The following is a 25,911-nucleotide window of genomic DNA, read 5'->3' on the forward strand; positions in this document are numbered from 1 at the left end:
CCGCATTGTGTTGCGTCATACATCGACCTGAGAGATCGAGTCGATTATGGACTGATTGCTGCGTTATATGGTCGTGAAATTTGGGTCGATTATGGATTCACCCCTGAGCGTTCAGGTCGGCGTACTTCTACAGCATCCCCCAATCAGTCCCCTCTCCCCCTGGGAGAGGGCTAGGGTGAGGGCCATTCCAGCGCCGAAAGCCGCCCTTCGATAAAACGCCGCTCCGGCTCTTGCCGGGTCAGCTCCAAGGCCCGCAAATACGCAGCCCGCGCTTCTTCCACCCTACCCAACTGCCGACAAAACTCCGCCCGCGCCGAATGCGCCAAGTGGTAATCCTGCAACTCGCCGCGACCCAAAATCCCTTCAATCAGATTCAAACCGTTCAGCGCCCCATCCCGCTTGGCCACCGCCACCGCCCGGTTCAACTCGATCACCGGTGAAGGCACCGCACGCAACAGCACGTCATACAAACCAACGATCTGCTCCCAATCCGTCTCCCCCGCCGACGGCGCCTCAGCATGAACCGCCGCAATCGCCGCCTGCAAACAATATGGCCCAAAGCGCCGCGTGGTCAGCGCATGCTCGACCAGCGCACATCCCTCAGCAATCAACCCGGCATCCCACAGTGAACGGTCCTGATCATCCAATAGCACCAGTTCACCACTCGGCGAAGTGCGCGCCGACCGTCGCGACTCGTGCAACAGCATCATCGCCAGCAGACCCATCACCTCCGGCTCCGGCAGCAATTCCATCAACAGTCGCCCAAGCCGTATCGCCTCGCGGGTCAGATCCTCACGGATCAACTCGGCCCCGCACGACGCCGAATACCCTTCGTTGAACACCAGATAAATCACCCGCAACACGCTATCGAGGCGCTCGGGCAGTTCGCTCAGGCTCGGTACTTGATAGGGAATTTTCGCGTCACGAATCTTCGCTTTGGCGCGCACGATGCGCTGGGCAATCGCTGCCGGCGCGGAGAGAAAGGCGCGGGCGATTTCCTCGGTGGTCAGGTCGCAGACTTCGCGCAAGGTCAGCGGCACTTGCGCATCCGCCGCCAGCGCCGGGTGGCAGCAGGTGAAGATCAGCCGCAGGCGATCGTCTTCCACGTCTTCGCCACTCCAGTCGGCCTGTTCCAGTTCTTCCAGTTGCGCCAGCAACAGCGGCTGCGAAGCCTTGAACCGCGCACGCCTGCGCAACACATCGATGGCCTTGAAGCGCCCGGTGGACACCAGCCAGGTGCGCGGGTTGTCCGGCACGCCGTCGCGCTGCCAGCGTTCGACCGCGACGAAGAACGCCTCGTGCAAGGCTTCTTCGGCGAGGTCGAAATCACCCAGCAAGCGAATCAGCGTCGCCAGGATCCGCCGCGACTCTTCGCGGTAGACCTGCTCGACCCGCGCCTTGACCTCAGACATTCAATTGCCGCACCGGTCGTACTTCCACGCTGCCCACCCGCGCCGCCGGAATATTGCCGGCAACCTGAATCGCTTCGTTGAGGTCCTTGGCGTCGATCAGGTAGAAACCGGCCAATTGCTCTTTGGTTTCGGCGAACGGGCCGTCGGTGATCGACAGTTTGCCGTTGCGCATACGCACCGTGGTGGCGGTCTGCACCGACTCCAGCGCCTCGGCGGCAACCATCCGCCCACTGCCCTGAATCGACTCGGCATAGGCCCAGCACTCGGCGTCTTCCGGGCTGTCGAGCGACGAGTGCAACAAGTGTTCATCGCTGTAGACCAGGCATAAATACTTCATGGCGTTCTCCTGAATCGGACGGTTCAACTATGGCTGAAGATCAGGGAGTCACATCGAACAGGGTCGCGCCGCTCATCGGATCGAACGGCGCCGACCAGTGTTCGTGGACGATTTTCCACGCCCCGTCAACCTGCCGATAGCAAGCGGTTACGCGCATCCAGCAGCTCTGGGTTTCGCCCTTGTCATTGGTGCCGCCGCAGTTGGCCACCCAGTGGGCGAAGGCGATGTTGTCAGCACTTTCGATGGCGATTTCGTGGAACTCGAAAACGTGCGGGCCGGGGCACATTTCCATGCACTCGACCCAGTGCGCGCGGTAGGCGGCTTTACCCTTGAATTGCAGGGCCTTGATCGCGTCGAAAGAGACGATGTCGTCGGCGTACAACGCCATGACTTTCTCCACGTCCTTTTTCATGACGGCCTCGCGGTAGGTGTTGATCAGAGTCTGGATCTCGGTTTGTGCGCTCATGGTGTTCTCCGTGTTTTTGTTGTGAAGACACCCTTAGTCGTTCGGCACTTGAGCTGATCGACAGGCGAAACAAAAAATTTCCGCAGAAGACAAAATCGCTAGAATCCGAGGCTCATCTTTGTAGGAAAAAGGAAATTCCCGTGTCAGCCCAACTCGTGCCGTACGACAGCCTTAACGCCTTGCAGCGTGAGCAAGTCGAGGCGATTGAAATCCATGCCGAGCAGATCAAGTTCTCCGGCGATATCCATGGGGCTTTGCACACCCTGCTGTCGAAACCCGGGCCGGGTGTGAAGGGTTTTGCGCTGCTGGCGGATGAAGTACCCGTGGCGTTTCTGTTGCTCAAGCGCCCGCCAGTGTTGCCGGCCTGGGCCGATGAACACAGCGCCACCCTGCATGCGTTGCAGGTTGATCACCGCGCTCAGGGCAAGGGTTACGGCAAGGCCTGTCTGCAAGCGTTGCCCGAAGTTGCGCGTCAGGCGTGGCCGGAGATCAAGGGACTGGAATTGTCGGTGGACGCGGATAACGACGCAGCCATCGCGCTGTATGCCAAACACGGCTATGTCGACAGCGGCGAAGCGTACAAGGGCCGGATCGGTTACGAACGGCGCATGGGGCTGTTTTTCTAAGTCATCGAGGTAAGCACGATGATCGACTCAATCGAAGCACTGGAAGCGATTTACGGACTGCCCCACGAGCGGGCGGTGCGCAAGCAGATCGGTTTTCTCAACGACGATTATCAGGCAATGGTGCGCCTGTCGCCGCTGGTGATTGTCAGCTCGGTGGGCACCGATGGCCTGGATAATTCGCCGCGCGGTGACAAAGCCGGGTTTGTGCGGATCATTGACGAACGCACGCTGGCGTTGCCCGATCGCCCAGGTAACAACCGCATCGATACCCTGCGCAATGTGCTGCACGATTCGCGGGTGTCGTTGTTGTTCATTATTCCGGGGATTGGCGAGACGTTGCGGGTCAATGGCACGGCGGTGATTAGTGCTGAGCCGCAGTTGCTGGAAAGCTTTGCGGTGAACGGCAAACCGGCGAAGACCGTGTTGCTGGTGACGGTGGAAGCGGCGTTCTTTCATTGCTCGAAAGCCTTCGTCCGCTCGGATGCGTGGAACCCGGAAACCCATCTGCCGCGCTCGGCCCTGCCCTCTGCTGGCGCCTTCCACAAACGTCTGAATGACGGCAAGTTCGACGCTGATACCTACGACCGCGAAGCGCCGAAACGCGTAACCGACACCCTCTACTGACACTCCCGTAAATGATCGTTCCCACGCTCTGCGTGGGAATGCAGCTGGGGACGCTCTGCGTCCCAAAGTCGTGACGCAGAGCGTCACAGGAGGCATTCCCACGCGGAGCGTGGGAATGATCAGTATCGGGCTGGTTTTAGAGGGTAAGGATCATCTCGTGCCACGCCATGCCGCCGTGGTCGGACTCAGACGGTTTGATGTAGGCAAAGCCAAACCCGGCATACAACGGGATATGCTTTTCCTTGCACATCAAATGAATGGTCGCCTTATCCATCCCGCGCATACGTTCAATGAACTCGCCCATCAAACGTTTGGCCAAACCCTGCCCCTGATAATCCGGGTGCACCACCACCGACATGATCACCACGTTTGGCCCTTTCGGGTCGTGGCCGATCAGCTCCTTAAACGCCTCGTCCGACATCTGCACATCAAACGCCGCGCCGGAGTTGACGAAGCCTGCGACCTCACCGTCCACCTCGGCAACGACAAAACCTTCCGGCCAGGTGGCAATGCGCGTGGCGATCTTCTCGCGGGTGGCCGCTTCGTCACCTTCGTAGGCAACGGTTTCGATGGCGTAGCAGCGGTCCAGGTCGGCGGCGGTGACGTTGCGGATAACGGTGTTCATGGCGGCTCGGAAATCGGCAGAAGAAAGTGCCGAAAGCATAAAGGAATAAGGCCTGCATATCGATGCGCAAGGGCGGCGTAAAGCCTGCGTATAAGTGCTTTTCTTCGGGTTCGCGGCGGGCTATTTCTCAGGTGTGTCTCTGATCACCCTTGGGGGAAACCGTTTATGAGCAGCGTTGAAATCGGCCTGTTGATGGTGTTGGGCATCAGTACGTTCGGCTTTATCACTCTGGGCATCGACCTGTTGCGGGCGCGACGGTTGGGCAAGAGTAAACGCGGTTGAAAACCATGAGGCGGATCAGTGATCCGCCTCATGTCTGTTGGTTCAGCCCTTGGTATCGACCGGCACGCAGATTTCCAGTTTGCCGGTGTGCAGCCGCGGATTGAAATCGGCGCTATAGCGCTCCAGTTCCGGGGCATTGAGCTCTACGTAGTGCGAGGTCGGCAGCCAGGTCTTGTAGATGTATTGCAGGGTTCGCGGCAGCTGTTCGAGCGGCCCCTTGTGCTCGAACACCGCGTATTGCCGAGGCAGCACTTCGACCCACTGGTAGACCTTCTGGTCGAGGTCATCGAGCTTGCTGATTTCCACCCCGGCGATGTAATCGAAGCCGCCCTTGCCGTCGAAATTGCTGCAGACACCGTAGGTCACTTCGTTCTTTTGCCCCTGGATCTTTCCCAGGTGCGGCAAGAATTTTTCCCACAGCGCCGGAATGTCCTTGGCTGTGTCTTGGGTAAATCGACCGCGAAAACCTGCAATCAGCAAGAAGTGTCCATGTTCGAAGCGAGGTTCAGCCACTTCGACGCGTTTTTGCTCATCCATGACTCGACTCCTGGAACAAAAAAGGGGGTTCGGCTGGGAGTATAGAAAGCCAAAGCCGATTCGCACGTTTACAGCGCGTGCAACTGCTCGACGGCGCCCGAACCGACAAATTCGTTGTAGCCAGATACGATCACGTACACCGCGAAATAGCAGAAGATCGCTGCAGATGCCAGGTACGAATAGCGCAATAGCTTATCGCCCAGCAGCTTGCCACCATGGCTCGCAGCGAAGCACAAACCCGCCGACCACAGCAGTCCGGCGCAGAGGAACCCACCGAGGAACAGCGCCGAACTCAAAGGACCGCCACCACCGGAACGCGCAATCAAGGTGCCGCCTACCGCCGCGAACCAGAGAATCGCGCTCGGCGACGACATCGCGAGAAATATCCCCCGGAAGAACTCCTTGCGATGGGAGTTCTGCCCCACTTCCGCCGTGGCCGCCAACTGCGCCTCGTGGTGAATCGCCGAGTAAATCATCTTTGCCGCAAAGTAGATCAGCAGCGCCGAACCACCAATCCACAACACCCAGCGCACGGTTTCGTATTGCAGCAAAACCGTCATGCCGGCCAACGCCAGCACCGCATAAATCAGGTCGCCAACACAGGTGCCGAGGCCCAACGCAAAGCCCTGAAAGTAACCGCGCTGCATCGCCAGGGTGATCATGGCGATGTTGGCCACGCCGATATCCAGGCACAGCGAAAGGCTCAGCAAGAAGCCGCTGGTGAATTCCATCTACCGATTTCCTTGGGACAAAATTGTTTACAAACGGGCTGGACAGTATGCCATCACTGACCTTATCTTCCGCCACAGGTCACCGCAGTGACCAGCGTCGCTCGGACGGTTCCGGGCGCTTACGTTATCCGAGGCAACAATGGCTGAACAAGGTTCGCCGCGCCGCTTTGCGCGCATAGATCGACTCCCCCCTTACGTTTTCAACATCACCGCCGAGCTAAAAATGGCTGCCAGGCGTCGTGGTGAAGACATCATCGACTTGAGCATGGGCAACCCCGACGGCGCCACGCCGCCGCATATTGTCGAAAAACTCGTGCAAGTCGCTCAACGCGAAGACACCCACGGTTACTCCACGTCAAAGGGCATTCCGCGCCTGCGCCGGGCGATTTCCAACTGGTACAAGCAACGCTACGAGGTCGACATCGACCCGGAAAGCGAAGCCATTGTCACCATCGGTTCCAAGGAAGGCCTGGCGCATTTGATGTTGGCAACCCTGGATCAGGGCGACACCGTATTGGTGCCAAACCCGAGCTACCCGATTCACATCTACGGTGCGGTGATTGCCGGTGCCCAGGTGCGTTCGGTGCCGCTGGTGCCAGGCGTGGACTTCTTCGATGAACTGGAACGGGCCATTCGCGGTTCGATCCCGAAGCCGAAAATGATGATCCTCGGCTTCCCGTCGAATCCGACCGCACAGTGCGTGGAGCTGGACTTCTTCGAACGGGTGATCGCCCTCGCCAAGCAGTACGACGTGCTGGTAATTCACGATCTGGCGTACGCCGACATCGTCTACGACGGCTGGAAAGCCCCGTCGATCATGCAAGTGCCGGGCGCCAAGGACATTGCTGTGGAGTTTTTCACCCTGTCCAAGAGCTACAACATGGCCGGCTGGCGCATCGGTTTCATGGTCGGTAATCCGGAACTGGTCAACGCTCTGGCGCGGATCAAGAGCTACCACGACTACGGCACCTTCACCCCGCTGCAAGTCGCGGCGATTGCCGCGCTGGAAGGCGATCAGCAGTGTGTGCGCGACATCGCCGAGCAGTATCGCCAGCGCCGCAACGTGCTGGTCAAAGGCCTGCATGAACTGGGCTGGATGGTTGAGAATCCGAAGGCGTCGATGTATGTCTGGGCGAAGATTCCTGAGCAGTACGCGCATCTGGGTTCGCTGGAGTTTGCCAAGAAACTGCTGGCCGAGGCCAAGGTCTGCGTCTCGCCGGGGGTGGGTTTTGGTGAGTATGGCGACGATCACGTGCGCTTTGCGCTGATCGAAAACCAGGACCGCATTCGTCAGGCGGTGCGCGGGATTCGCGGCATGTTCCGGGCGGATGGGTTAGTTACCAAATAACTGACCCGCCTCTGATCGTTCCCACGCTCCGCGTGGGAATGCCTCAATGGACGCTCTGCGTCCGCTTTGGGACGCAGAGCGTCCCGGGCTGCATTCCCACGCAGAGCGTGGGAACGATCACCCACAAAAAAACCGCATCGCTGCGGTTTTTTTGTGCCTGCGTGAAGTCGCTTAAACGAACAGCGACAGCAGCAGGATAAAGCCCAATGCAACGATGGACAGGATGGTTTCCATTGCCGTCCAGGTCTTGAACGTCTCGGCCACGGTCATGTTGAAGTACTGCTTCACCAGCCAGAAACCGGCGTCGTTCACGTGGGACAGGATCAGCGAACCGGCGCCGGTGGCCAGCACCAGCAGCTCACGGTTAACGCCCGGAATCATCCCCACCACCGGCACGACAATGCCCGCGCCCGTGATGGTCGCCACAGTTGCCGAACCGGTCGCGATACGAATCACCGCTGCCACCAGCCACGCCAGCAGGATCGGCGAGATCTGTGCGCTGACCGCCATGTGGCCGATCACGTCGCCCACGCCGCTGGTCACCAGCATCTGCTTGAAACCACCGCCAGCACCGATGATCAGGATGATCGCGGCGGTTGGCGCCAGGCTCGCGTCGAGCCACTTGAGCATCTGTTGGGAACCGATGCCCTGCTTGTGCCCGAAGGTGTACAGCGACAGCAGCAACGCCAGCAGCAGCGCCGAGATCGGGTGACCGATCATGTCCATCCAGGTGCGGAAGAAGTGGCCGTCCGGCAGCGCCACGTCAGCGAAGGTTTTCAGCAGCATCAGGAACACCGGCAACAGCACGGTAATCAGGGTGATGGTGAAGCTCGGCAGCTTGGCCGAGTCGTCGTTTTCGCGGGCCAGTTGATCGACCAGTTCCTGATTCGGGTGACCCGGAATGTGCTTGGCGATAAACGTACCGAAGATCGGACCGGCAATGATCGCGGTCGGCAGCGCAACGATCAGACCGTAGAGAATGGTCTTGCCGATGTCAGCGCCAAACACGCCGATGGCCAGCAGCGGGCCCGGGTGCGGTGGCACCAGACCGTGCACGGCGGACAGACCGGCGAGCAGCGGGATACCGATCTTGATGATCGACACGCCGGTGCGGCGCGCAACGATGAACACCAACGGAATCAGCAGCACGAAGCCGATTTCGAAGAACAGCGGGATGCCGACAAGGAATGCGGCGAACATCATCGCCCACTGGACTTTGTCTTTGCCGAACGCCCGGATCAGGGTCTGGGCGATCTGATCCGCCCCGCCCGACTCGGCCATCATTTTGCCGAGCATGGTGCCCAGCGCAAGGATGATGCCGACGAAACCGAGCACGCCACCGAAGCCGTCCTGGAACGCTTTGATGATGGTGCCGATCGGCATGCCCGACGTCAGGCCGAGGAACGCGGCCGCGATGGTCAGGGAAATGAACGGGTGAATCTTGAATTTGGTGATCAGGATAATCAGGCCGATTACCGTGACCACTGCATCGAGCAGCAGGTAGGCGTCGTGGGACATGCCAAACATTGGGGGTGTCTCCTGGATTGTTGTTGTTATTAAAGCGGGTTAAACAGAACTCGGAAGGACAGCGCTATCTCTTTCAACACACTCATACCGCCTGTTTCAGACCGTGGGCCTGCCACCAGACGTGAGCCTGGGACGCCAGTTCTTCAACACTGTGGATCGAAGCATTCAACGCCAACGTCAACGGCTCACCCTTCGGCGATTCGAGGGTGGCGAACTGACTTTCGATCAACGTCGCGGGCATGAAGTGGCCCGGACGGTGGGACACACGTTCAGCGGCAACTTCAGGGGTCAATTCAAGAAACACGAAACCCAGGCCCGGCAAGGCGCTGCGCAACACTTCGCGATAACTGTGTTTAAGGGCCGAGCAGGTCAGCACCGGGCGTTTGCCCAGCGCGTCAACGCGACGCAGTTCATCGCACAGGCTGTCGAGCCAGCCGGCACGGTCGTCGTCGTTCAGGGGGATCCCCGCGCTCATCTTTTCGATGTTCGCGGCCGGATGGAAAGTATCGCCTTCAATGGCAGTGGCGCCGCTCAATTGGCACAGGGCCTCGCTGACGCACGTCTTGCCGCAACCGGCAACGCCCATGATGACCAGGGCGGTGATGGGATGACTCATATAACACCTCAGCGCGCAGACAGCGCTACCTTTGCTAGCTATGACTCTAGTGCACAGGCAGAAGTTGCCGACGCCTTCTTGTCGTTTTTTTGGGTTGCAGCAGGTTTGTTCCCAACGCCAAAAAGCGAAGATCAGGCAGGACTTCGCTTACGCATTTACAGCTGCATCAGGACAGCGCTACCTTAGTGCCTTGATTTTTGTTTGGCAAGCCGCCCGATGACCTCCCCTAAAAACGATAAAAACACTCGCACCACCGGCCGTCCCACCCTGAATGAAGTTGCTCGCTTGGCCGGTGTCAGCCCGATTACTGCCTCCCGGGCCTTGCGCGGTGTCAGCACCGTGGCCACTGACCTTGTGGAAAAAGTCCAGAAAGCCGCGCTCGAACTCAACTACGTGGTCAACCCTGCCGCCCGCGCATTGGCCTCGGCGCAGAGCCATTCGGTGGTGGTTCTGGTGCCTTCGTTATCCAACTTGCTGTTCATCGATACGCTGGAAGCCATTCATCGGGTGCTCACGCCCAAAGGCTTCGAAGTGCTGATCGGCAACTTCCACTATTCACGCGATGAAGAAGAAAACCTGCTGCGCAACTACATGGCCTATCAGCCGCGTGGATTTTTGCTGACCGGGTTTGATCGCACGGAAAGTTCGCGACGGATGATCGAGGCGAGCAACATTCCCTGCGTGTACATGATGGAACTGGACAGCGCTGCCGGAGTGAATTGCGTAGGGTTCTCGCAACTGAGTGCCGGTGAAACGGCGGCCGAACATTTGCTTTCGCGTGGGCGCAAGCGTCTGGCTTACATCGGTGCGCAACTTGATCAGCGCACCTTGTTGCGCGGTGAAGGCTTTCGCAAAGCGTTGCAAAAGGCCGGACGTTACGACCCGGATCTGGAAGTACTGACGCCTCGTTCTTCATCGGTGGGCTTGGGCGGGGAGTTGTTTTTGCAATTGCTCGCGGCGCATCCGGACGTTGATGCGATCTTCTTCGGTAACGATGACCTGGCGCAGGGTGCGTTGCTGGAGGCGCTGCGCAACGGCATCAAGATTCCTGAGCAGGTAGCGATTCTCGGTTTCAACGACTTGCCGATGTCAGAGCACATGGTGCCGCGCCTGAGCAGCATCAACACCCCGCGTGAAGCGATCGGCCGGCGCGCGGCGGAGCAGATGCTGACGTTGATGGCCGGTAACAGCGTGGCGCGTCCGGTGGAAGACATGGGCTTTGAACTGAAGATTCGCGAAAGCACCTGACTTCCCACAGATTCAAGGTTGAAACACAATCCCTGTGGGAGCGAGCCTGCTCGCGAAAGCGCTGTGTCAGATAAGCATGTGCCGACTGACACGACGCTTTCGCGAGCAGGCTCGCTCCCACATTGGATCTCCACAGTCGCTAGTGGCTGAGCAGATCAACCAGAGCCAGTGCGCCCTTTTGTAAGGGCTGGCTCTTGAGCCATACCGCATGCACCGGCATCACCAGACCATTTTCGATGTTGCGGAAATTCAGCCGTTTCAGTCGCCCGGACTCAATCCACGACTGCACCACCGACAGCGGGAAATTACCCCAACCCAATCCTGCCTCGACCATTTCCATGGCCGTCTCGAGATTGTCCGTGCGCCAATACGACTCCGCCACCAACGGCCGTGTTTCGCTGATTGGCAAGTCACGACTGGCGACGATGATTTGCCGTACATGCACCAGATCCTCGAGAAACAGATCCTGCCCCTGCAACAACGGACTGTCCGCCGCCAGGGTGGCGATCATCCGTTCGCTGCCGACAAACTGAAAACGCTCCAGTACATTCATGCTCAATCCGGCGAACGCCAGGCACAGGCTGACGCGGCCGCTGTGCAGCATCGCCAGTACGTCGTCCTGCGGCGCGGTCAGCACTTCGATATCGAGCAGCGGATGCCGCTCGGCGATCAGCTTGATCGCCGCCAGCAAACGGCGCCGGTCGATGTCCGCGACCACGCCGATCGACAGCTTGCTCTCCAGCCCCAGCGACAGTTCCACCGCGTGTACTTGCAGTTGCTTGAGCTGCTCGGCGATCAGCCGCGCGTGTGGCACCAGCGACAGCGCCATTGCCGTGGGTTGTGGTTCGCGATGGCTGCGGTCGAACAGCAGATAACCGAGTTCCGCCTCAAGGTTGCCGATGCCCATACTTACGGCCGACGGGACTTTGCCCAGCGCACGCGCCGCCGCCGAAAACGAGCCGCGTTCGATTACGGCAAGAAACAGCTCGATGCTGTCACTGTTGAAATTCACTTTGCACACCTATCAACAAAACTGAAAGCTACTGACTTTTTCTGTCAGCTCTATTGAAGCTATCTTTTGCCGCCTTCGCCAGTCCCGCTGGCCAACAAACGGCAAGAAAGAGGCAACTCCCCATGCAAGGCGTCAAACGCAAACTGGTCTATGTGTCGCTCTATGAAGTGATCGGCATGACCTTCTCCGCCCTCGGTCTGGCGTTGTTGTCCGGCACTTCACCGGGCAGTACCGGGCCACTGGCGGTGATCATCACCACCATCGCCGTGACCTGGAACTTCATTTACACCTCGTTGTTCGAGCACTGGGAAAGCCGCCAGCAATCGCGCACGCGCACAGTGAAACGCCGTATCGCTCACGCGGTGGGCTTTCAACTGACGCTGATCGTGTTTCTGATTCCGTTGATCGCGTGGTGGATGAACATCAGTCTGGTGCAGGCGTTTCTATTGGATCTGGCGCTGATCATTTTCATCCCCTGCTACACGTTTGCCTTCAACTGGCTGTTTGACCGGATTTTCGGGCTGCCAGCCTCGGCGCTACCGGATTCGGCGGCTGCGGCATAAATCGTTAATTCGTAAGCAGATATTGCGAGAATTCAGCGGTTTATCTGTTTAATCCGCCGATATTCACAATCCGTGAACTCCGATAGCAGGCTAAGCTTTTCCATCAATAAAAAATGGACCAGCCCATGACTGCACACGCCCCCGCCACCGCGCAAAGCGACGGCATCGACCCGATCCGCGCCGCTCAGGTGTCCGCCCGCATCGATCGCCTTCCGGCGGTCGCGACGATCTGGCGGCTGGTGGCGCTGCTGTCGATCGGTGGATTTTTCGAACTCTACGACCTGTTCCAGACCGCTTACATCAGCCCCGGGCTGATCCGCGACGGGATCTTTGCCACTGGCAATCAGGGCGTGTTCGGTTTCTCTGATCAAGCGGCGTTTGCCTCGGCAACGTTTCTCGGCTTGTTCCTCGGCGCCAGTCTGCTCAGCCCATTGGCGGATCGTTTCGGCCGCCGTGCGATCTTCACCTTCGCCCTGGTCTGGTACACGGCGGCGACGGTGTTGATGGGGATTCAGAGTTCGGCGCTGGGTATCATCTGCATGCGCTTTCTGGTTGGCATTGGCCTGGGCATCGAGCTGGTCACCATTGATGCTTACCTCTCGGAACTGGTGCCGAAACGCATGCGCAGTTCAGCCTTTGCCTTCGCGTTTTTCGTGCAGTTCCTGTCGGTGCCGGCGGTGGCATTGATGTCGTGGTGGCTGGTGCCGCAAGCGCCGTTCGGTGTCTCCGGCTGGCGCTGGGTGGTGCTGGCCAGCGCGGTGTTTGCGCTGTTTATCTGGTGGCTGCGCAAACGGCTGCCGGAATCGCCGCGCTGGCTCGCGCAGCATGGCCGCTTTGAGGAAGCCAACCGGATTCTCGACCACATTGAAACCCGTTGCCAGAAGGACTACGGCAAACCGCTGGACGCCCCCGAAGCCGTGCCCGTCGACGTCGAAGGCAAGGGCCGTTTTGCCGATATCTGGCAGCCGCCGTATCGTCGCCGCGCGTTGATGCTGATCGTCTTCCACATCTTCCAGGCAATCGGTTTCTTCGGTTTCGGCAACTGGCTGCCGGCGCTGCTGTCCGGCCAAGGCGTCAGCGTCACTCACAGTTTGATGTACGCCTTCATCATCACCCTCGCCTACCCGCTCGGGCCGCTGCTGTTCGTGAAGTTCGCCAACCGCTTCGAGAACAAATGGCAGATCGTCGGTTCGGCCCTCGGCGCGATGACCTTCGGCACCTTGTTCGCCCTGCAGACCAGCGCATTCGGGCTGATCTTCTGCGGGGTGATGATCACTTTCTGCAACGCCTGGCTGAGTTTCAGCTATCACTCGTACCAGAGCGAATTGTTCCCGACCAACATCCGCGCGCGCGCCGTGGGTTTCTGTTATTCGTTCAGTCGCTTGTCGACAGTGTTCAGCAGCTTGTTGATCGGCTTGTTTCTCGACAATTTCGGTACGCCGGGGGTATTGGCGTTTATCGTCAGCAGCATGCTGATCGTGATGCTGACCATCGGCTGGTTCGGCCCGCGCACGCGCAATCTGGCGCTGGAAAACATCGCTCATCGCTGATGGACAACGGTCATCCTCTGCCGCTTATCGGCAAGGGATGACCGCCACGAATACCTGAATGATGATCAAGCTGTTGAAATAAAAGGATTTATTCAAAAGGCACGGTAATTGCTCCGATACGCGAGTCAGCAATTACCTACAGGTCTACACGTCATGTTGATCAGTGCCAAACAACAGCAAATCATTCACCTGCCCAAAGCGTTGAATGACGATGCGACGTCCATCGCCGCAGCCGGTCTGCAAGGTGGTCTGCACGGCGCAATGCTGCAAACCCTGCAAAACCAGCCCCAGGCGCAAACCGCCGAAGCCACTGCCAAGGTGCAGGACTCGGCCACACAGATCGCCACCCAGCAAGTCAGCGAAGCCACACGCATCAGCGATAACGTCGACGAAGCGTTCGCCAAGACCCGCGTGAACCTGCAATCGACCGACGCCACCACAGCCTCGGCGGCATCCGCCACTGACGAGTTCAAGGACTACATGAGCAAGACGCCGGAACAGCGTCTGCGCGACAGTATCCTGCAGTCCATGGGGCTGACCGAAGACGACATCAAAGCCATGCCGCCGGAGAAACAACTGGCCATCGGCAAAGAGATCGCCGAGCGCTTGCAGGACAAAATGAAGTTGGCGCAGGCGGAAAAAGACAACGATGTGAAGGACAGCGACAAGCAGGCGGGCAAGTTTCTCGCTGCGCTCTAAGTTTCATAACATTGAAAGAAGGCCCCACGAGGGCCTTTTTTTCCGTTTGGGGCTTTGCGCCTTTCATCGGTTAACCGGTAATCAGCCCCTTTACCTGTAATTTCTGACAGTAGACAGCGGATTCTGCTTGCCGAAGTATGACCTCGAGCGCGTCCTAGCGTCGACGTGCTCCCACCTACTATCGACAAGGAAGAAAGTCATGACCAATAAAATGAAAAATGCAGCTATCAACGCCAGCGGACACTTTGCCCTATACGTGAATGAGAACGGCAATGGCGAAGTGCTGGTTGCTACCAGCCGGCTCGTAATGGATTTAAGTTCTGACCATTCATACATAGCCGGGTGGGCGAGTGAAGTCCTCACCGCTCAGGGGATTGATATCTATATCGCTAAAAAAATCGAGGCAAACAAGACTTACGCCTTCGAAAAAGGAGCCGTCGGTGGCAACTACAACCCGAAAAACTTTCAGGGTGCTTCCTGGGATTCAATTTCTGAGGGCGGTTCGGTCACAATCGATGAAGTAGATTTGGTTAATGGCACCGTAAAGGGCAGTTTCAAGTTCACCGCCAGATCGCTGGACAACAGCCAATTCGCAGACGTCCGTGGAAACTTCAATTTGCGAAAATAGGTCGTCTGTCTTGTTGATGCCTACAGATAACAGCCCCTCATTTCGAAGGGCTGTTATTTGGCATCTTCAATTCAACTGCAACGTCTCATTGAACTGACTGATAGCATCCACCACATGCCGCGATCCCTGCTGAATCTCCAGAATTACCTCCCCCGCTTCATTCGCCAGCTCCACACCTAGCCCGGTGCGGCTCAGGCTCGACTGCATACTCGACACCGCACTCAGCGACAGGTCATGGTTCTTGCGCACTACCTCGACAATTTCCAAGGTAGCCTGACTGGTTCGCGCCGCCAGGCTGCGCACTTCATCCGCAACGACGGCAAACCCGCGTCCATGTTCACCGGCTCGCGCCGCTTCGATGGCGGCATTGAGCGCCAGCAAGTTGGTCTGGTCGGCAATGCCGCGAATGGTCTGGACGATGGTGCCGATGATGTCCGATTGCTTGCTCACCGCATCGATACTCGCCGCCGCTTCGTTGAGGTCGCGGGAGATGTCCTGAATGATCTGCACGGTTTGCTGCACGACCTGTGAGCCTTTTTGCGCGCAGGCGTCGTTTTGTACCGAGGTGCTGTGGGCCGATTCGGCAGCGTTCTGCAACGTGGTCATCTGATGGGTGATGTCGCTGGCGAACTTGACCACTTTGTACAAGCGGCCTTTGGCATCGAATAACGGGTTGTACGAGGCTTCGAGATAAACCATCTGCCCCGACTTGTTCTTGCGCTCGAAACGGTGCGAGTGATATTCGCCGCGGTTGAGCGAGGCCCAGAATGCCTTGTACTGCGAGGACTCGGCTTCGGCGCGATGGCAGAACAGGCTGTGATGATGGCCGACGATTTCGTTGAGCGAGTACTGCATGGTCTTGAGGAAGTTGTCGTTGGCGGCGATGACATTGCCTTCCGGAGTGAACTCGATCACCGCCATGGAGCGGCTGATCGCTGCCAGCATGCTTTCTTCTTCATGTTCTTTATTAACCCGAGCGGTGATGTCGGCGGCCACTTTGATCACGCTCTGGACCTGTTTGTCCGGGCCATATACCGGCATGTAACTGGCTTCGAGCCAGACTTCCCTGCCGGCCTTGTTCAAGCGCAGGAAAGTGCCGCTGATCGGCTCACCGCGCGCCAGGTCACGCCACAATTTGGCGTACTCCTCGCTGCGATAGAAAGCCTCTTCACAAAACACCCGATGATGTTTGCCACGCACTTCATCGGCGCTGTAGCCCATGGTCTTGCAGAAGTTTTCATTGGCATCGAGAACGATGCCGTCAGGGCTGAACTCGATCATGGCCATCGAACGGCTGATCGCGGCCAACTTGGCATTGGCCTCGGTCAGGGCGCAGCTGAAGCGCTCGATTTCCTGCAGGTCAGCCTTGTGATGTAGGTTGAACATGGTTGTATCACCTTCCGCGCGGACTTTTGATTTGATGAAAGTTCAGTTCTTTCACGATCCACCACTACGTTCCACAGAACAGGCACACGCATTCCTCCACGGGAGGAAGTTGTCAGGTGATAAATGATGATCAATCGGAGCGTCCATGCAGCGACGCTCTAATCAAGACATCCTTCTCTTGATAGCCCGCACGCGGGCCAGCCCTAACGCGTTGAAGAACTTCCATGTAAGCGACGCTCCTTGTTGGTTCAGTGTCGGTGCCTTGGGTTGCGCACTCTGGCAGCATGAATTCACGGACTAACCCTGCATTTCAGCCAAGTTTTGACATGACGGTCGACATAGTTAGTTACAGATAGCATAGCCAGCACGAAGCCTTGCGCAAGGCCACTAGTCGGCCAGTATCTGGCACTTTTTGCACAAGAATCGGTTCAGCACGAGGAGAAATGCTGCCGGAGCGGACGCTTTCGCGAGCAAGCTCGCTCCCACATTGGAATGCGTTTCTCCTGTGGGAGCGAGCCTGCTCGCGAAGGCAAAAGTTGCAGCACTACAAAAACAACAGCGGAATCAGCACCAAGGTGCTCAAGGCACGGCCCAGCCAGTGACTATTGAGAACAATGGCATACCAACCGCCATAGACGCCAATCAGCAACAGCCAGGTCGGCCACTCGGTACGGGCGGTGAAACGTTGGCGCAGGGTTTCGACCTGCTGACGATGGGCGGCGTCGAAGTAATGGGGCATGGCGTTGCTCGGAACGGGGATCGTCCCCTTCTGTGCAACGACGCAGTGCAATCTTGCAGATTATTTTCGGATGCAGGCAGGAGCCCGAGAACCGGGCTCCCGAAAGGCGTGATCAGTGACCGAAGATGTCGACTTTCTTGGCTTTCTTCTCCGCGCGTTTTTCAATCGCGGTCTTGGCCGGTTTCTTCTTCGCCGCTTTCTTTGAATCCATACCTTTGGACATGATGCGTACTCCACTCACAGGGGATGTGAGGTCAGGTATACACCTATCCAGAGCCGTGCGTTCTTTTATAATCGGCGCTTTTCACGCCGACAGTCCGATCCCATGCCCGACACCCAATACAGCCTGCTCGACGAGTCGTTATGGCCGTTGATGAACAAGTTTTACCGCAGCCACCAGTCCTCGATGAAAGCGGTTCGCGAGGCACAGTTATGGGTGGCGCGGCGCGGAGAGATTGTGGGCGCGTTGTGCTTGCGGCCAGTGTCCGGCGGGCATTGGTTGACCGGGTTGTTCGTTGATCCGGGGTGTCGTGAACAGGGCGTTGCCGCAAAGCTGATTGCAGCGGCGGTGCAGGATGTGAGCGAGCCGGTGTGGCTGTTCTGCCATCCGGATTTGCGCGGTTTTTATGAGCGACGCGGGTTCACGTTCGACCCGGCCCTGCCCCAGGCGATGGCGGAGCGCTTGAGCCGGTATGCGCGGAGCAAGCCGATGATTGCGATGGAGCTGGCCCCCTCACGATCCTGATGTGCAATGCAAAACCTGTTGGAGCGAGCTTGCTCGCGAAGGCGGAGTGTCAGTCAATGAAGACGTCACTGATCTACCGCATTCGCGAGCAAGCTCGCTCCCACAAGGGATGTGGTGTTTGCAGGATCAATCGTCAGCTGTGGGATCAAGATCAGGGAACATCACTTCGGTAAAACCGAACTTGCTGAAATCGGTGATCCGCGACGGGTACAACCGGCCGATCAGGTGATCGCATTCGTGCTGCACAACGCGGGCGTGGAAACCTGACGCGATACGCACAATCGGCTCGCCCTTCGGATCAAACCCTTCATAGCGAATCTGCTGATAACGATCCACCGCACCACGCAAACCCGGCACCGACAGACACCCTTCGAAGCCCTCCTCCATCAACGGACTCAACGGCGTGATCAGCGGATTGATCAGGATCGTCTGCGGCACCGCTTCAGCGTCCGGGTAACGTTCGCTGTGTTCAAAACCAAAGATCACCAGTTGCAGATCGACACCGATCTGCGGCGCCGCCAGGCCAACGCCACCGACGCTTTCCATGGTCTGGAACATGTCGTCGATCAGTTGCCACAGCTCGGGGCTGTCGAACATCTCGACCGGCACGGGCGGGGCAATGCGCAGCAGGCGCTCGTCGCCCATTTTCAGAATTTCACGGATCATGATCAGACTTCGTCAGTGTCCGGCTTGAGCGAATGATCGCGGCCCAGGCCCGAGACGTGTTGTTTGGGATGTTCATCGAGTTCGCCGGGGACTTTCTCACCCGCATCCTTGCCCTCGCTGGACATGTGCTCGATCACCGCATTCATCTCGGCGCCGAGCAACAGCACCGCAGCGGAAATGTAGAAGTACAGCAACAGCACGATGATCGCCCCGATGCTGCCATACATCGCGTTGTAGTTGGCGAAGGTCTTCACGTAGAAGGCGAAACCCAACGAGGCGATGATCCACACCACCACGGCCAATACCGAACCGGGGGTGATGAAGCGGAATTCCTGTTTGACGTCAGGCATGACGTAGTAGATCAGTGCCACCGCGACCATCATCAGAATCACGATCACCGGCCAACGCGCGATGGTCCACACGGTGACGATGAAGTCTTCCAGCCCCACCTGCGCGGCGATCCAGCCCATCACCTGCGGCCCGAGCACCATCAGCGCAGCGGCCACCAGGAGCATGCCGGCAATGCCGACGGTGTAGACAATCGACAGTGGAAAACGCTTCCAGATCGGTCGGCCTTCGACCACGTCATACGCGGCGTTCATCGCGCTCATCATCAAGCGCACGCCAGCGGAGGCGGTGTACAGGGCGATAACAATACCGACGGAAAGCAGGCCACCCTTGGACTGCTGCAACTGGTCGATCACCGGGTTGACCTGCTCCAGCGCCTGCGGTGGCAGGACCAGTTCCGATTGCAGGCGCAGCCAGGAGAAAAAGTCCGGCAGGTGCAGGAAACCGATCAGGGCGATCAGGAACAGAATGAACGGGAACAGCGAGAACAGCATCTGGTAGGCCAGTGCCGAGGCATAGGTCGACATCTCGTCGTCGACGAATTCAGTGACCGTGCGCACCATCACCCGGTGCAGGGGCAGACCTTTCATGTCTGGAAATATCATTCGCGTCTCCTTTCGCCGCAATACAGGTTGAAGTCGTGGCGACTCAGGGGCCGTTTTTTACATCACGGTAGCCTGTTTGGCGAACCTCGTCGGGTTGCTGCAGGCTTTTGACACAAAAACGGCCATCCTTGGATGGCCGTTCATGTATTTCGTTCAAGGCTGAATTACGCCTTGTCGACACCTTTCTTGATGGCGTCCTTGGCTTTACCGACCGCTTGCTGGGCCTCGCCTTTTTTCTCTTGCAGTTTGCCTTCGGCTTGCAGCTTGGTGTTGTCGGTGGCTTTACCGACGCCTTGCTTGACGTTGCCGACCGCTTCATTAGCCATGCCTTTTACTTTATCGCCTGTGCTACTCATGGTGTTTCTCCTTGGTGCATTAAGAGGGAAAAGTCAGTACGTAATGATTGACTGGCCGGATTTGCGCCAAGTTTCATTTATTTTCAGCGGCTCATTTCGTCGCGGCGTGCAGGTTGGGCTTTATGTTTGCGTGCGTAGCCCCGAGAATGCGCAACATATGGGCGTCAAGCGCCAGGAACCGATCCCGCAGGAATGTTATGAAACTCGATAAAACGCAGGCCATTGCCCGTCGCAACAAGGAACTGGGCGGCGCCGTGCTCGGCACCAACAACTGCCACTTCGCCGAACTGAACCGTAACCGCAACATCTGGTGGTTCGACCTGCCGGTGTCGCGTCTGGCCATCGGTCAGTACGAGTGGATTCACCTGCTGATGCACACACCGGCCACTGACGAATTGCTGCACCTGAAAGTGCCGACAGTGTTTCTGCGTGAAAAGCTGGAGGGGCTGGTGATTCGCAACGAAGGCAAGCGCAAGGCGGCGTTGAGCCTGGAACTGAGTGCGGACAAGGATTCGTATCTGCAGGACATGCGTCCGGCGGGGACTAACGTGAATTTCGCGCCGTTTCGTCAGTAGGATTTGTGCAGCCCCCTTCCCCTCACCCTAGCCCTCTCCCAAGGGAGAGGGAACTGACCGAGGTGTCTGGATGAGCTGCACCGACCTGAGATATCGAGTCGAACTCAGGTTCTGAACAGCCCCCGTTCGGCTCCCTCTCCCTCGGGAGAGGGCTGGGGTGAGGGGTAGGCTCAACGCGAAATCCAAGCCCTGCCCCGCACCCAACAAAAAGCCCCGCATCTGCGGGGCTTGGTGTTTTAGGCGGCGGACCTGGCCTTGATCTTCTTCAGCTCTTCATCACGCAACTCGCGGCGCAGGATCTTGCCGACGTTGGTGGTCGGCAACGCATCGCGGAACTCCACCGAACGCGGCACCTTGTAACCCGTGACGTTGGCGCGCATGTGCTCCATCACGGTTTCCTTGGTCAGCGTGACACCCGGTTTGGCGACGATGAAAATCTTGATCGCCTCGCCCGACTTCTCGTCCGGCACGCCGATGGCCGCGCACTGCAACACACCCGGCAGGGTCGCCAGCACGTCTTCCAGTTCGTTCGGGTAGACGTTGAAACCGGAGACCAGAATCATGTCTTTCTTGCGATCAACGATGCGCATGTAGCCGTCCGGCTGGATCAGCGCGATGTCACCGGTCTTCAGCCAGCCTTCGCTGTCGAGCATTTCATCGGTGGCTTCCTGACGCTGCCAGTAACCCTTCATCACTTGCGGGCCCTTGACGCACAGTTCGCCGATTTCACCCAGCGGCTGCTCGACACCGGCATCATCGATGACTTTGCACAGGGTCGATGGCACCGGAATACCGATGGTGCCGATCTGGATGTTCTGGATCGGGTTGACCGTGGCCACCGGGCTGGTTTCGGTCATGCCGTAACCTTCGCAGATGGCGCAACCGGTGACCGCTTTCCAGCGCTCGGCAGCGGCCAGTTGCAAGGCCATGCCGCCGGACAACGTAACTTTCAGCGCCGAGAAATCCAGCTTGCGGAAACCTTCGTTGTTGCACAGCGCGACGAACAGCGTATTAAGGCCGACGAAACCGCTGAACTTCCACTTCGACAGTTCCTTGACCATCGCCGGCAGGTCGCGCGGGTTGCTGATGAGGATGTTGTGGTTGCCGATCAGCATCATCGCCATGCAATGAAAGGTGAACGCATAGATGTGGTACAGCGGTAGCGGCGTGATCAGGATCTCGCAACCTTCGTTGAGGTTGGAACCCATCAGCGCCTTGCACTGCAGCATGTTGGCGACGAGGTTGCGATGGGTCAGCATCGCGCCTTTGGCCACGCCGGTGGTGCCGCCGGTGTATTGCAGCACCGCAACGTCGCCGCTGTCGGGATTGGCTTCGGCCACCGGTTGGCCTTGGCCCTTGCTCAGCACGTCATTGAACTTGACGGCTTTGGGCAAGTGATAGGCCGGGACCATTTTCTTCACGTACTTGATGACACTGTTGATCAGCAGACGCTTGATCGGCGGCAACAGATCGGCGACTTCAGTGACGATGACGTGTTTGACGCCGGTTTTCGGCACCACGGTTTCGGCCAGGTGCGCCATGTTCGCCAGGCAAACAAGGGCTTTGGCACCGGAGTCGTTGAATTGGTGTTCCATTTCCCGCGCGGTGTACAGCGGGTTGGTGTTGACCACGATCAGCCCGGCGCGAATCGCACCGAAGACGGCCACCGGGTACTGCAGAACGTTGGGCAGTTGCACGGCGATTCGATCGCCGGGCTGCAAATCGGTATGCTGTTGCAGATACGCGGCAAACGCACCGGACAATTCGTACAATTCACCGTAAGTGATTGTCTTGCCCAGGTTGCTGAAAGCCGGTTTGTTGGCGAAGCGTTGGCAGGATTGCTTCAACACTGCCTGAATGTTCGGATACTCGTCCGGATTGATGTCGGCAGCAATTCCAGCCGGGTATTTATCCTTCCAAAAGTCTTCGATCATGGAAGCCCACTCCTCAGCAACGCGAATTCTTCACCGCATTTGATGCGATTATTATTGGTGTGTGTTTGGTATTGGTGAATCTGGCTTTTATACAGGCCGAGAAGTCACAAAGCGCGCCGAGAGTAGCAGCTTTGCCAAGGGTCGACTAGAGCCAAAAGCGGCCCCTACAGTCATATTCATGACTCAAGACTGCCTAGCAGTCATTTTAGAGCAAAAATCCTAGAACACCTTTGAAGCCCCGGTTTTCGGGGACATCGGACAAAAAATTCGCGAGCAAGCTCGCTCCCACAAGGATCACATCTTTCCCTGTGGGAGCGAGCCTGCTCCGGGCGGCGTTCCGACGAATGCGCGAAGCGCAGCGGTTAAGGGCTACGCGATATCGCGCAACTCACGCCGCAGAATTTTCCCGACAGGCGTCATCGGCAATGACTCACGCAACACAATGTGTTTCGGCACTTTGTACGCGGTGAAATTCTCTTTGCAGTAGGCCTTGAGCTCTTCGAGGCTGACCCCGGTTTCCCGCGCCACCACAAACAGCTTCACCGCCTCGCCCGAACGCTCGTCCGGTACGCCGATCACCGCGCAGTTGGCCACTTTCGGATGGGCCATGACCACATCTTCGATTTCATTCGGATAAACGTTGAAACCGGAGACGATGATCATGTCCTTCTTGCGATCGACGATGCGCACGAAACCGTCCGGATCGATCACCGCGATGTCACCGGACTTGAACCAGCCCTCGGCATCCAGCACTTCAGCAGTGGCTTCAGGCTTGTGCCAATAACCTTTCATGATCTGCGGGCCCTTGATGCACAACTCGCCGCGCTCGCCCATCGGCTGTTCGACACCGTCATCGTTGATGACTTTGAGCAACGTGCCCGGCACCGGCAAGCCGACCGTGCCCAGCCGCGACTGGTCGCCGTACGGGTTGGTGCAGGCCACTGGTGAGGTTTCGGTCAGGCCGTAACCCTCGGTGATGCGGCAACCGGTCATCTGTTCCCAGCGCTCGGCGGTGGCTTTGACCAGCGCGGTACCGCCGGAGTTGGTGAGTTTCAGGCTGGAGAAATCGAGGGTCTTGAAATCCGGGTGATCCATCAGCGCCACGAACAAGGTGTTCAGGCCCAACAGCGCGGAGAAGCGCCAGTTCTTCAGCTCCTTGATGAAGCCGGCAATATCGCGCGGGTTGGTGATCAGCACGTTGTGGTTGCCGGAAACCATCATGCACATGCAGTTCGCGGTGAAGGCATAGATGTGATACAGCGGCAGCGGTGCGATCATCACTTCCTGGCCTTCGCGCAGCAGCGGCTGACCGTCCGGGCCGAGTTGCGCGAGACAGGCGCGCACTTGCTGCATGTTCGCCACCAGATTGCCGTGGGTGAGCATCGCGCCTTTCGCCAGCCCGGTGGTGCCACCGGTGTATTGCAGCACGGCGATGTCGTCGAGGCTGACCTTCAGCGGCTTGATCCCCAGGCCACGGCCCATGCGCAGTGCGCTTTTGAAGGAGATCGCCTGCGGCAACGAATACGCCGGGACCATTTTCTTCACTTTGCTGACCACGGTGTTGACCAGCCAGCCCTTGGCGCTGGGCATCAGGTCGCCCATCTTCGCTTCGATCAGGTACTGAATGTCGGTATCGGCCAGCACTTCCTGGACCTTCTGGCCGAACATGTTCAGGTACACCAGCGCCCGCGCGCCGGAATCCTTGAACTGGTGGCGCATCTCCCGTGCGGTATACAGCGGATTGGTGTTGACCACGATCAGCCCGGCACGCAGTGCACCGAACACGGCAATCGGGTAATGCAGGATGTTGGGCATCTGCACGGAGATGCGATCCCCCGGAGCCAGATCGGTATGCGCCTGCAGGTAACCGGCGAAGGCGGCGCTCTGCCGCTCAAGTTCAGCGTAAGTCAGGGTGATCCCCATATTGCTGAACGCCGGGCGATCAGCGAACTTCTTGCAGGAACGCTCGAACACCTCGATCACCGACTTGAACTCGCCCATGTCGATGTCCAGCGGTACGCCGGCCGGGCGTTTGTCGTTCCAGAAATCAGGTTGCATTGTTCTTGTCCTCTTTACCTGAGCCGATCCGGGCCGCTTTCTGTCATTTCTGAAAAAGCGGAGCTTCACGGACACTAGCAGTTATGGCCATTGAGGCAAATATGGCCAAAGCCGTCATTGATCGTGTGAATCTTCCTGCCGTGGCGTGAGCTGATCAGACGCGCTATACAATGATCCGACTCTGAGCAAAGGAATCGCCATGATCCACGACACCCTATGGCTGGACGCGAGTGACCGCAGCCGCCTGTTCGTCAATCAATGGCTGCCGGCGGCGCCGTTGAAAGCGGTAATCCTGCTGGCCCATGGCATGGCCGAACACAGCGGCCGCTACGCGCGACTGGCCGACACGTTTTGCGACAAAGGATATGGCGTGTACGCGCCGGATTTGCGCGGACATGGCAAAACCGCCAATCACGGTACCCTCGGCCACTTCGCCGATAACGACGGCTGGTGCAAAGTGCTCGGCGATCTGGCCAGCCTCAATCAGCACATCGGCCAGCAGCACCCCGGCGTGCCGATCATCCTGCTGGGACACAGCATGGGCAGCTATATCGCCCAAGGTTATATGCTGCATCACAGCGCCAGCCTGCATGGAGCGATTCTCAGTGGTTCCAACTTTCAGCCCGTTGCGCTGTACCGCGCTGCGCGGCAGATCGCTCGCCTGGAAAAACTGCGTCAGGGTGGCAAGGGTCGCAGCGCGTTGATCGAGTGGCTGTCGTTCGGCTCGTTCAATAACAAGTTCAAACCGGCGCGCACACCGTTCGACTGGCTGAGCCGCGACCCGGCCGAGGTCGACCTGTACGCCAACGACCCACTGTGTGGCTTTCGCTGCACCAATCAACTGTGGATAGACCTCCTCGGCGGCTTGCAGCAGATCAGCAAAGCGTCCAATCTCGCCCAGATCGACCCGGGCCTGCCGCTGCTGGTAATCGGCGGCGAATGTGATCCGGTGAGTGAAGGCAAGCGTCTGACAGATCTGGCCAATGCCTTGCGCACCGCCGGCAGCCAGCACCTGCAACTGAAGATCTACCCGCAGGCACGACACGAATTGTTCAACGAAACCAACCGCGACGAAGTGATCGCTGATGTGCTGGCCTGGATCGATCAGGCCTTGAGCCATCCGCGCCCTCATCGCAGCGAATAATTTTTTGTGGATTCACTGAATCCGTCACAGGAATCGAGACCGATGACCCAGGTTACCAACATCCCTTACGAAGCCCTCGAAGTCGGCCAGACCGCCAGCTACAGCAAGACCGTCGAAGAGCGCGACATCCAGCTGTTCGCCGCGATGTCGGGCGACCACAACCCGGTGCACTTGGACGCCGAGTTCGCTGCCGCCAGCATGTTCAAGGAGCGTATCGCTCACGGCATGTTCAGCGGTGCGTTGATCAGTGCTGCCGTTGCCTGTGAATTGCCTGGGCCGGGCACTATTTATATCGGTCAGCAGATGAGCTTTCAGAAACCGGTGAAGATCGGTGACACGCTGACCGTGCGCCTGGAAATTCTCGAGAAGCTGCCGAAGTTTCGCGTGCGCATTGCCACTCGTGTGTTCAACCAGCGTGATGAGCTGGTGGTGGATGGCGAGGCTGAGATTCTGGCGCCGCGTAAGCAGCAGACCGTAACACTGCCAACACTGCCGGCGATCAGCATTGGCTGATTGATTGGTGG

The 25,911-nt window shown here is 58.3% G+C and carries 27 protein-coding genes and 2 pseudogenes; 12 read left to right on the top strand and 17 right to left on the bottom strand.

The window, feature by feature from the left end:
- Positions 1-170: 170 nt before the first annotated feature.
- Genes AB4O01_RS13015 through AB4O01_RS13025 form a run of 3 tightly spaced genes read right to left on the bottom strand, consistent with a single transcriptional unit; the run spans position 171 to position 2,215 of the window.
- Positions 171-1,412, bottom strand: coding sequence for an RNA polymerase sigma factor (locus AB4O01_RS13015; RefSeq protein ID WP_320336462.1), 1,242 nt, complete (start codon positions 1,410-1,412; stop codon positions 171-173).
- Positions 1,405-1,749 (bottom strand): YciI family protein, encoded by a 345-nt coding sequence (locus tag AB4O01_RS13020; protein WP_099756976.1) that lies wholly within the window; start codon positions 1,747-1,749, stop codon positions 1,405-1,407. Before AB4O01_RS13020 ends, AB4O01_RS13015 begins: the two co-directional genes overlap by 8 nt.
- A 40-nt stretch (positions 1,750-1,789) precedes the next feature.
- A complete protein-coding gene (locus AB4O01_RS13025) occupies positions 1,790-2,215 on the bottom strand; it encodes a YybH family protein (RefSeq protein ID WP_257355959.1) in 426 nt (141 codons plus the stop codon).
- 140 nt (positions 2,216-2,355) lie between these two features.
- On the opposite strand from AB4O01_RS13025, the gene AB4O01_RS13030 reads away from it, so the two are divergent.
- The gene (locus tag AB4O01_RS13030) at positions 2,356-2,841 is read left to right on the top strand and encodes a GNAT family N-acetyltransferase (RefSeq protein WP_460091982.1); all 486 of its coding nucleotides are present in this window, start codon (positions 2,356-2,358) and stop codon (positions 2,839-2,841) included.
- 18 nt (positions 2,842-2,859) lie between these two features.
- Complete coding sequence (locus AB4O01_RS13035; RefSeq protein WP_460091983.1) at positions 2,860-3,465, top strand: pyridoxamine 5'-phosphate oxidase family protein; 606 nt, start codon at positions 2,860-2,862, stop codon at positions 3,463-3,465.
- Between the two features lie 136 nt (positions 3,466-3,601).
- Here AB4O01_RS13035 and AB4O01_RS13040 read toward each other — a convergent pair whose 3' ends face one another.
- The 3 genes from AB4O01_RS13040 to AB4O01_RS13050 form a co-directional block, all read right to left on the bottom strand.
- Complete coding sequence (locus tag AB4O01_RS13040; protein ID WP_093430440.1) at positions 3,602-4,090, bottom strand: GNAT family N-acetyltransferase; 489 nt, start codon at positions 4,088-4,090, stop codon at positions 3,602-3,604.
- A gap of 324 nt (positions 4,091-4,414) precedes the next feature.
- Complete coding sequence (locus AB4O01_RS13045; RefSeq protein WP_460091985.1) at positions 4,415-4,909, bottom strand: GyrI-like domain-containing protein; 495 nt, start codon at positions 4,907-4,909, stop codon at positions 4,415-4,417.
- A 68-nt stretch (positions 4,910-4,977) separates the two neighbouring features.
- Positions 4,978-5,640 carry a LysE family translocator gene (locus AB4O01_RS13050; RefSeq protein ID WP_093430442.1) on the bottom strand — a complete coding sequence of 221 codons (663 nt, stop codon included), beginning with the start codon at positions 5,638-5,640 and terminating at the stop codon, positions 4,978-4,980.
- Positions 5,641-5,779: 139 nt separating this feature from the next.
- On the opposite strand from AB4O01_RS13050, the gene alaC reads away from it, so the two are divergent.
- Complete coding sequence (alaC, locus tag AB4O01_RS13055) at positions 5,780-6,988, top strand: alanine transaminase (RefSeq protein WP_430947631.1); 1,209 nt, start codon at positions 5,780-5,782, stop codon at positions 6,986-6,988.
- A 171-nt stretch (positions 6,989-7,159) separates the two neighbouring features.
- On the opposite strand, the gene AB4O01_RS13060 is transcribed toward alaC, so the two are convergent.
- On the bottom strand, positions 7,160-8,515 hold the full coding sequence (locus AB4O01_RS13060; protein WP_099756982.1) for a GntP family permease: 1,356 nt from the start codon (positions 8,513-8,515) through the stop codon (positions 7,160-7,162).
- 82 nt (positions 8,516-8,597) lie between these two features.
- On the bottom strand, positions 8,598-9,131 hold the full coding sequence (locus AB4O01_RS13065) for a gluconokinase (RefSeq protein WP_095048167.1): 534 nt from the start codon (positions 9,129-9,131) through the stop codon (positions 8,598-8,600).
- A gap of 216 nt (positions 9,132-9,347) precedes the next feature.
- Between AB4O01_RS13065 and gntR the strand changes: the two genes are divergently transcribed.
- Positions 9,348-10,379: an HTH-type transcriptional regulator GntR gene (gene gntR / locus AB4O01_RS13070; RefSeq protein ID WP_093430446.1), complete on the top strand. Its 1,032-nt coding sequence runs from the start codon at positions 9,348-9,350 to the stop codon at positions 10,377-10,379.
- 139 nt (positions 10,380-10,518) lie between these two features.
- On the opposite strand, the gene AB4O01_RS13075 is transcribed toward gntR, so the two are convergent.
- Entirely contained in the window at positions 10,519-11,391 is an 873-nt protein-coding gene (locus AB4O01_RS13075) for a LysR family transcriptional regulator (protein ID WP_093430447.1), read from the bottom strand.
- Positions 11,392-11,513: 122 nt separating this feature from the next.
- On the opposite strand from AB4O01_RS13075, the gene AB4O01_RS13080 reads away from it, so the two are divergent.
- From AB4O01_RS13080 to AB4O01_RS13095, 4 genes are all read left to right on the top strand, one after another.
- A complete protein-coding gene (locus tag AB4O01_RS13080; RefSeq protein ID WP_034153370.1) occupies positions 11,514-11,954 on the top strand; it encodes a PACE efflux transporter in 441 nt (146 codons plus the stop codon).
- A gap of 125 nt (positions 11,955-12,079) precedes the next feature.
- Positions 12,080-13,504 carry an MFS transporter gene (locus AB4O01_RS13085; protein WP_460091987.1) on the top strand — a complete coding sequence of 475 codons (1,425 nt, stop codon included), beginning with the start codon at positions 12,080-12,082 and terminating at the stop codon, positions 13,502-13,504.
- A gap of 153 nt (positions 13,505-13,657) precedes the next feature.
- A complete protein-coding gene (locus AB4O01_RS13090) occupies positions 13,658-14,203 on the top strand; it encodes a hypothetical protein (protein ID WP_460091989.1) in 546 nt (181 codons plus the stop codon).
- A 199-nt stretch (positions 14,204-14,402) separates the two neighbouring features.
- Complete coding sequence (locus tag AB4O01_RS13095; RefSeq protein WP_460091991.1) at positions 14,403-14,831, top strand: hypothetical protein; 429 nt, start codon at positions 14,403-14,405, stop codon at positions 14,829-14,831.
- A 66-nt stretch (positions 14,832-14,897) separates the two neighbouring features.
- Here the strand turns inward: AB4O01_RS13095 and AB4O01_RS13100 are convergent, their stop codons facing one another.
- The 3 genes and pseudogenes from AB4O01_RS13100 to AB4O01_RS13110 all read right to left on the bottom strand — a co-directional run.
- Positions 14,898-15,437: a methyl-accepting chemotaxis protein gene (locus AB4O01_RS13100; protein ID WP_225919999.1), complete on the bottom strand. Its 540-nt coding sequence runs from the start codon at positions 15,435-15,437 to the stop codon at positions 14,898-14,900.
- 51 nt (positions 15,438-15,488) lie between these two features.
- A pseudogene (locus AB4O01_RS13105) lies at positions 15,489-16,217 on the bottom strand (PAS domain-containing protein); the annotation flags it as partial.
- 547 nt (positions 16,218-16,764) lie between these two features.
- Positions 16,765-16,956, bottom strand: a pseudogene (locus AB4O01_RS13110) (fatty acid desaturase); the annotation flags it as partial.
- Between the two features lie 325 nt (positions 16,957-17,281).
- On the opposite strand from AB4O01_RS13110, the gene AB4O01_RS13115 reads away from it, so the two are divergent.
- Positions 17,282-17,701: a GNAT family N-acetyltransferase gene (locus AB4O01_RS13115; RefSeq protein ID WP_460091992.1), complete on the top strand. Its 420-nt coding sequence runs from the start codon at positions 17,282-17,284 to the stop codon at positions 17,699-17,701.
- A gap of 126 nt (positions 17,702-17,827) precedes the next feature.
- Here the strand turns inward: AB4O01_RS13115 and def are convergent, their stop codons facing one another.
- The 3 genes from def to AB4O01_RS13130 all read right to left on the bottom strand — a co-directional run bounded on the left by def (position 17,828) and on the right by AB4O01_RS13130 (position 19,676).
- Positions 17,828-18,367, bottom strand: coding sequence for a peptide deformylase (gene def, locus AB4O01_RS13120; protein ID WP_093430454.1), 540 nt, complete (start codon positions 18,365-18,367; stop codon positions 17,828-17,830).
- A gap of 2 nt (positions 18,368-18,369) precedes the next feature.
- Positions 18,370-19,320: a YihY/virulence factor BrkB family protein gene (locus AB4O01_RS13125; protein WP_007917840.1), complete on the bottom strand. Its 951-nt coding sequence runs from the start codon at positions 19,318-19,320 to the stop codon at positions 18,370-18,372.
- A gap of 164 nt (positions 19,321-19,484) precedes the next feature.
- Positions 19,485-19,676: a CsbD family protein gene (locus AB4O01_RS13130; protein WP_027612573.1), complete on the bottom strand. Its 192-nt coding sequence runs from the start codon at positions 19,674-19,676 to the stop codon at positions 19,485-19,487.
- 197 nt (positions 19,677-19,873) lie between these two features.
- Here AB4O01_RS13130 and AB4O01_RS13135 point away from each other — a divergent pair, with 197 nt between their 5' ends.
- Positions 19,874-20,251 carry a hypothetical protein gene (locus AB4O01_RS13135; RefSeq protein WP_007917843.1) on the top strand — a complete coding sequence of 126 codons (378 nt, stop codon included), beginning with the start codon at positions 19,874-19,876 and terminating at the stop codon, positions 20,249-20,251.
- 236 nt (positions 20,252-20,487) lie between these two features.
- On the opposite strand, the gene fadD1 is transcribed toward AB4O01_RS13135, so the two are convergent.
- Both fadD1 and fadD2 read right to left on the bottom strand, forming a co-directional pair.
- The gene (gene fadD1, locus AB4O01_RS13140) at positions 20,488-22,185 is read right to left on the bottom strand and encodes a long-chain-fatty-acid--CoA ligase FadD1 (protein ID WP_093430456.1); all 1,698 of its coding nucleotides are present in this window, start codon (positions 22,183-22,185) and stop codon (positions 20,488-20,490) included.
- A gap of 369 nt (positions 22,186-22,554) precedes the next feature.
- The gene (gene fadD2, locus AB4O01_RS13145) at positions 22,555-24,243 is read right to left on the bottom strand and encodes a long-chain-fatty-acid--CoA ligase FadD2 (protein ID WP_460091994.1); all 1,689 of its coding nucleotides are present in this window, start codon (positions 24,241-24,243) and stop codon (positions 22,555-22,557) included.
- A gap of 199 nt (positions 24,244-24,442) precedes the next feature.
- On the opposite strand from fadD2, the gene AB4O01_RS13150 reads away from it, so the two are divergent.
- The gene (locus tag AB4O01_RS13150) at positions 24,443-25,387 is read left to right on the top strand and encodes an alpha/beta hydrolase (RefSeq protein WP_460091995.1); all 945 of its coding nucleotides are present in this window, start codon (positions 24,443-24,445) and stop codon (positions 25,385-25,387) included.
- Between the two features lie 42 nt (positions 25,388-25,429).
- A complete protein-coding gene (locus AB4O01_RS13155) occupies positions 25,430-25,900 on the top strand; it encodes a MaoC family dehydratase (protein ID WP_003227420.1) in 471 nt (156 codons plus the stop codon).
- Positions 25,901-25,911: the final 11 nt, after the last annotated feature.

It is taken from the genome of Pseudomonas sp. S2_E02 (assembly GCF_054668355.1).

Coding starts and splice junctions, on each gene's coding strand:
- AB4O01_RS13015 (WP_320336462.1), bottom strand. CDS start 1,412: ATGTCTGAGGTCAAGGCGCGGGTCGAGCAGGTCTACCGCGAAGAGTCG.
- AB4O01_RS13020 (WP_099756976.1), bottom strand. CDS start 1,749: ATGAAGTATTTATGCCTGGTCTACAGCGATGAACACTTGTTGCACTCG.
- AB4O01_RS13025 (WP_257355959.1), bottom strand. CDS start 2,215: ATGAGCGCACAAACCGAGATCCAGACTCTGATCAACACCTACCGCGAG.
- AB4O01_RS13035 (WP_460091983.1), top strand. CDS start 2,860: ATGATCGACTCAATCGAAGCACTGGAAGCGATTTACGGACTGCCCCAC.
- AB4O01_RS13040 (WP_093430440.1), bottom strand. CDS start 4,090: ATGAACACCGTTATCCGCAACGTCACCGCCGCCGACCTGGACCGCTGC.
- AB4O01_RS13045 (WP_460091985.1), bottom strand. CDS start 4,909: ATGGATGAGCAAAAACGCGTCGAAGTGGCTGAACCTCGCTTCGAACAT.
- AB4O01_RS13050 (WP_093430442.1), bottom strand. CDS start 5,640: ATGGAATTCACCAGCGGCTTCTTGCTGAGCCTTTCGCTGTGCCTGGAT.
- alaC (WP_430947631.1), top strand. CDS start 5,780: ATGGCTGAACAAGGTTCGCCGCGCCGCTTTGCGCGCATAGATCGACTC.
- AB4O01_RS13060 (WP_099756982.1), bottom strand. CDS start 8,515: ATGTTTGGCATGTCCCACGACGCCTACCTGCTGCTCGATGCAGTGGTC.
- AB4O01_RS13065 (WP_095048167.1), bottom strand. CDS start 9,131: ATGAGTCATCCCATCACCGCCCTGGTCATCATGGGCGTTGCCGGTTGC.
- gntR (WP_093430446.1), top strand. CDS start 9,348: ATGACCTCCCCTAAAAACGATAAAAACACTCGCACCACCGGCCGTCCC.
- AB4O01_RS13080 (WP_034153370.1), top strand. CDS start 11,514: ATGCAAGGCGTCAAACGCAAACTGGTCTATGTGTCGCTCTATGAAGTG.
- AB4O01_RS13085 (WP_460091987.1), top strand. CDS start 12,080: ATGACTGCACACGCCCCCGCCACCGCGCAAAGCGACGGCATCGACCCG.
- AB4O01_RS13090 (WP_460091989.1), top strand. CDS start 13,658: ATGTTGATCAGTGCCAAACAACAGCAAATCATTCACCTGCCCAAAGCG.
- AB4O01_RS13095 (WP_460091991.1), top strand. CDS start 14,403: ATGACCAATAAAATGAAAAATGCAGCTATCAACGCCAGCGGACACTTT.
- AB4O01_RS13100 (WP_225919999.1), bottom strand. CDS start 15,437: ATGACCACGTTGCAGAACGCTGCCGAATCGGCCCACAGCACCTCGGTA.
- AB4O01_RS13115 (WP_460091992.1), top strand. CDS start 17,282: ATGCCCGACACCCAATACAGCCTGCTCGACGAGTCGTTATGGCCGTTG.
- def (WP_093430454.1), bottom strand. CDS start 18,367: ATGATCCGTGAAATTCTGAAAATGGGCGACGAGCGCCTGCTGCGCATT.
- AB4O01_RS13125 (WP_007917840.1), bottom strand. CDS start 19,320: ATGATATTTCCAGACATGAAAGGTCTGCCCCTGCACCGGGTGATGGTG.
- AB4O01_RS13130 (WP_027612573.1), bottom strand. CDS start 19,676: ATGAGTAGCACAGGCGATAAAGTAAAAGGCATGGCTAATGAAGCGGTC.
- AB4O01_RS13135 (WP_007917843.1), top strand. CDS start 19,874: ATGAAACTCGATAAAACGCAGGCCATTGCCCGTCGCAACAAGGAACTG.
- fadD1 (WP_093430456.1), bottom strand. CDS start 22,185: ATGATCGAAGACTTTTGGAAGGATAAATACCCGGCTGGAATTGCTGCC.
- fadD2 (WP_460091994.1), bottom strand. CDS start 24,243: ATGCAACCTGATTTCTGGAACGACAAACGCCCGGCCGGCGTACCGCTG.
- AB4O01_RS13150 (WP_460091995.1), top strand. CDS start 24,443: ATGATCCACGACACCCTATGGCTGGACGCGAGTGACCGCAGCCGCCTG.
- AB4O01_RS13155 (WP_003227420.1), top strand. CDS start 25,430: ATGACCCAGGTTACCAACATCCCTTACGAAGCCCTCGAAGTCGGCCAG.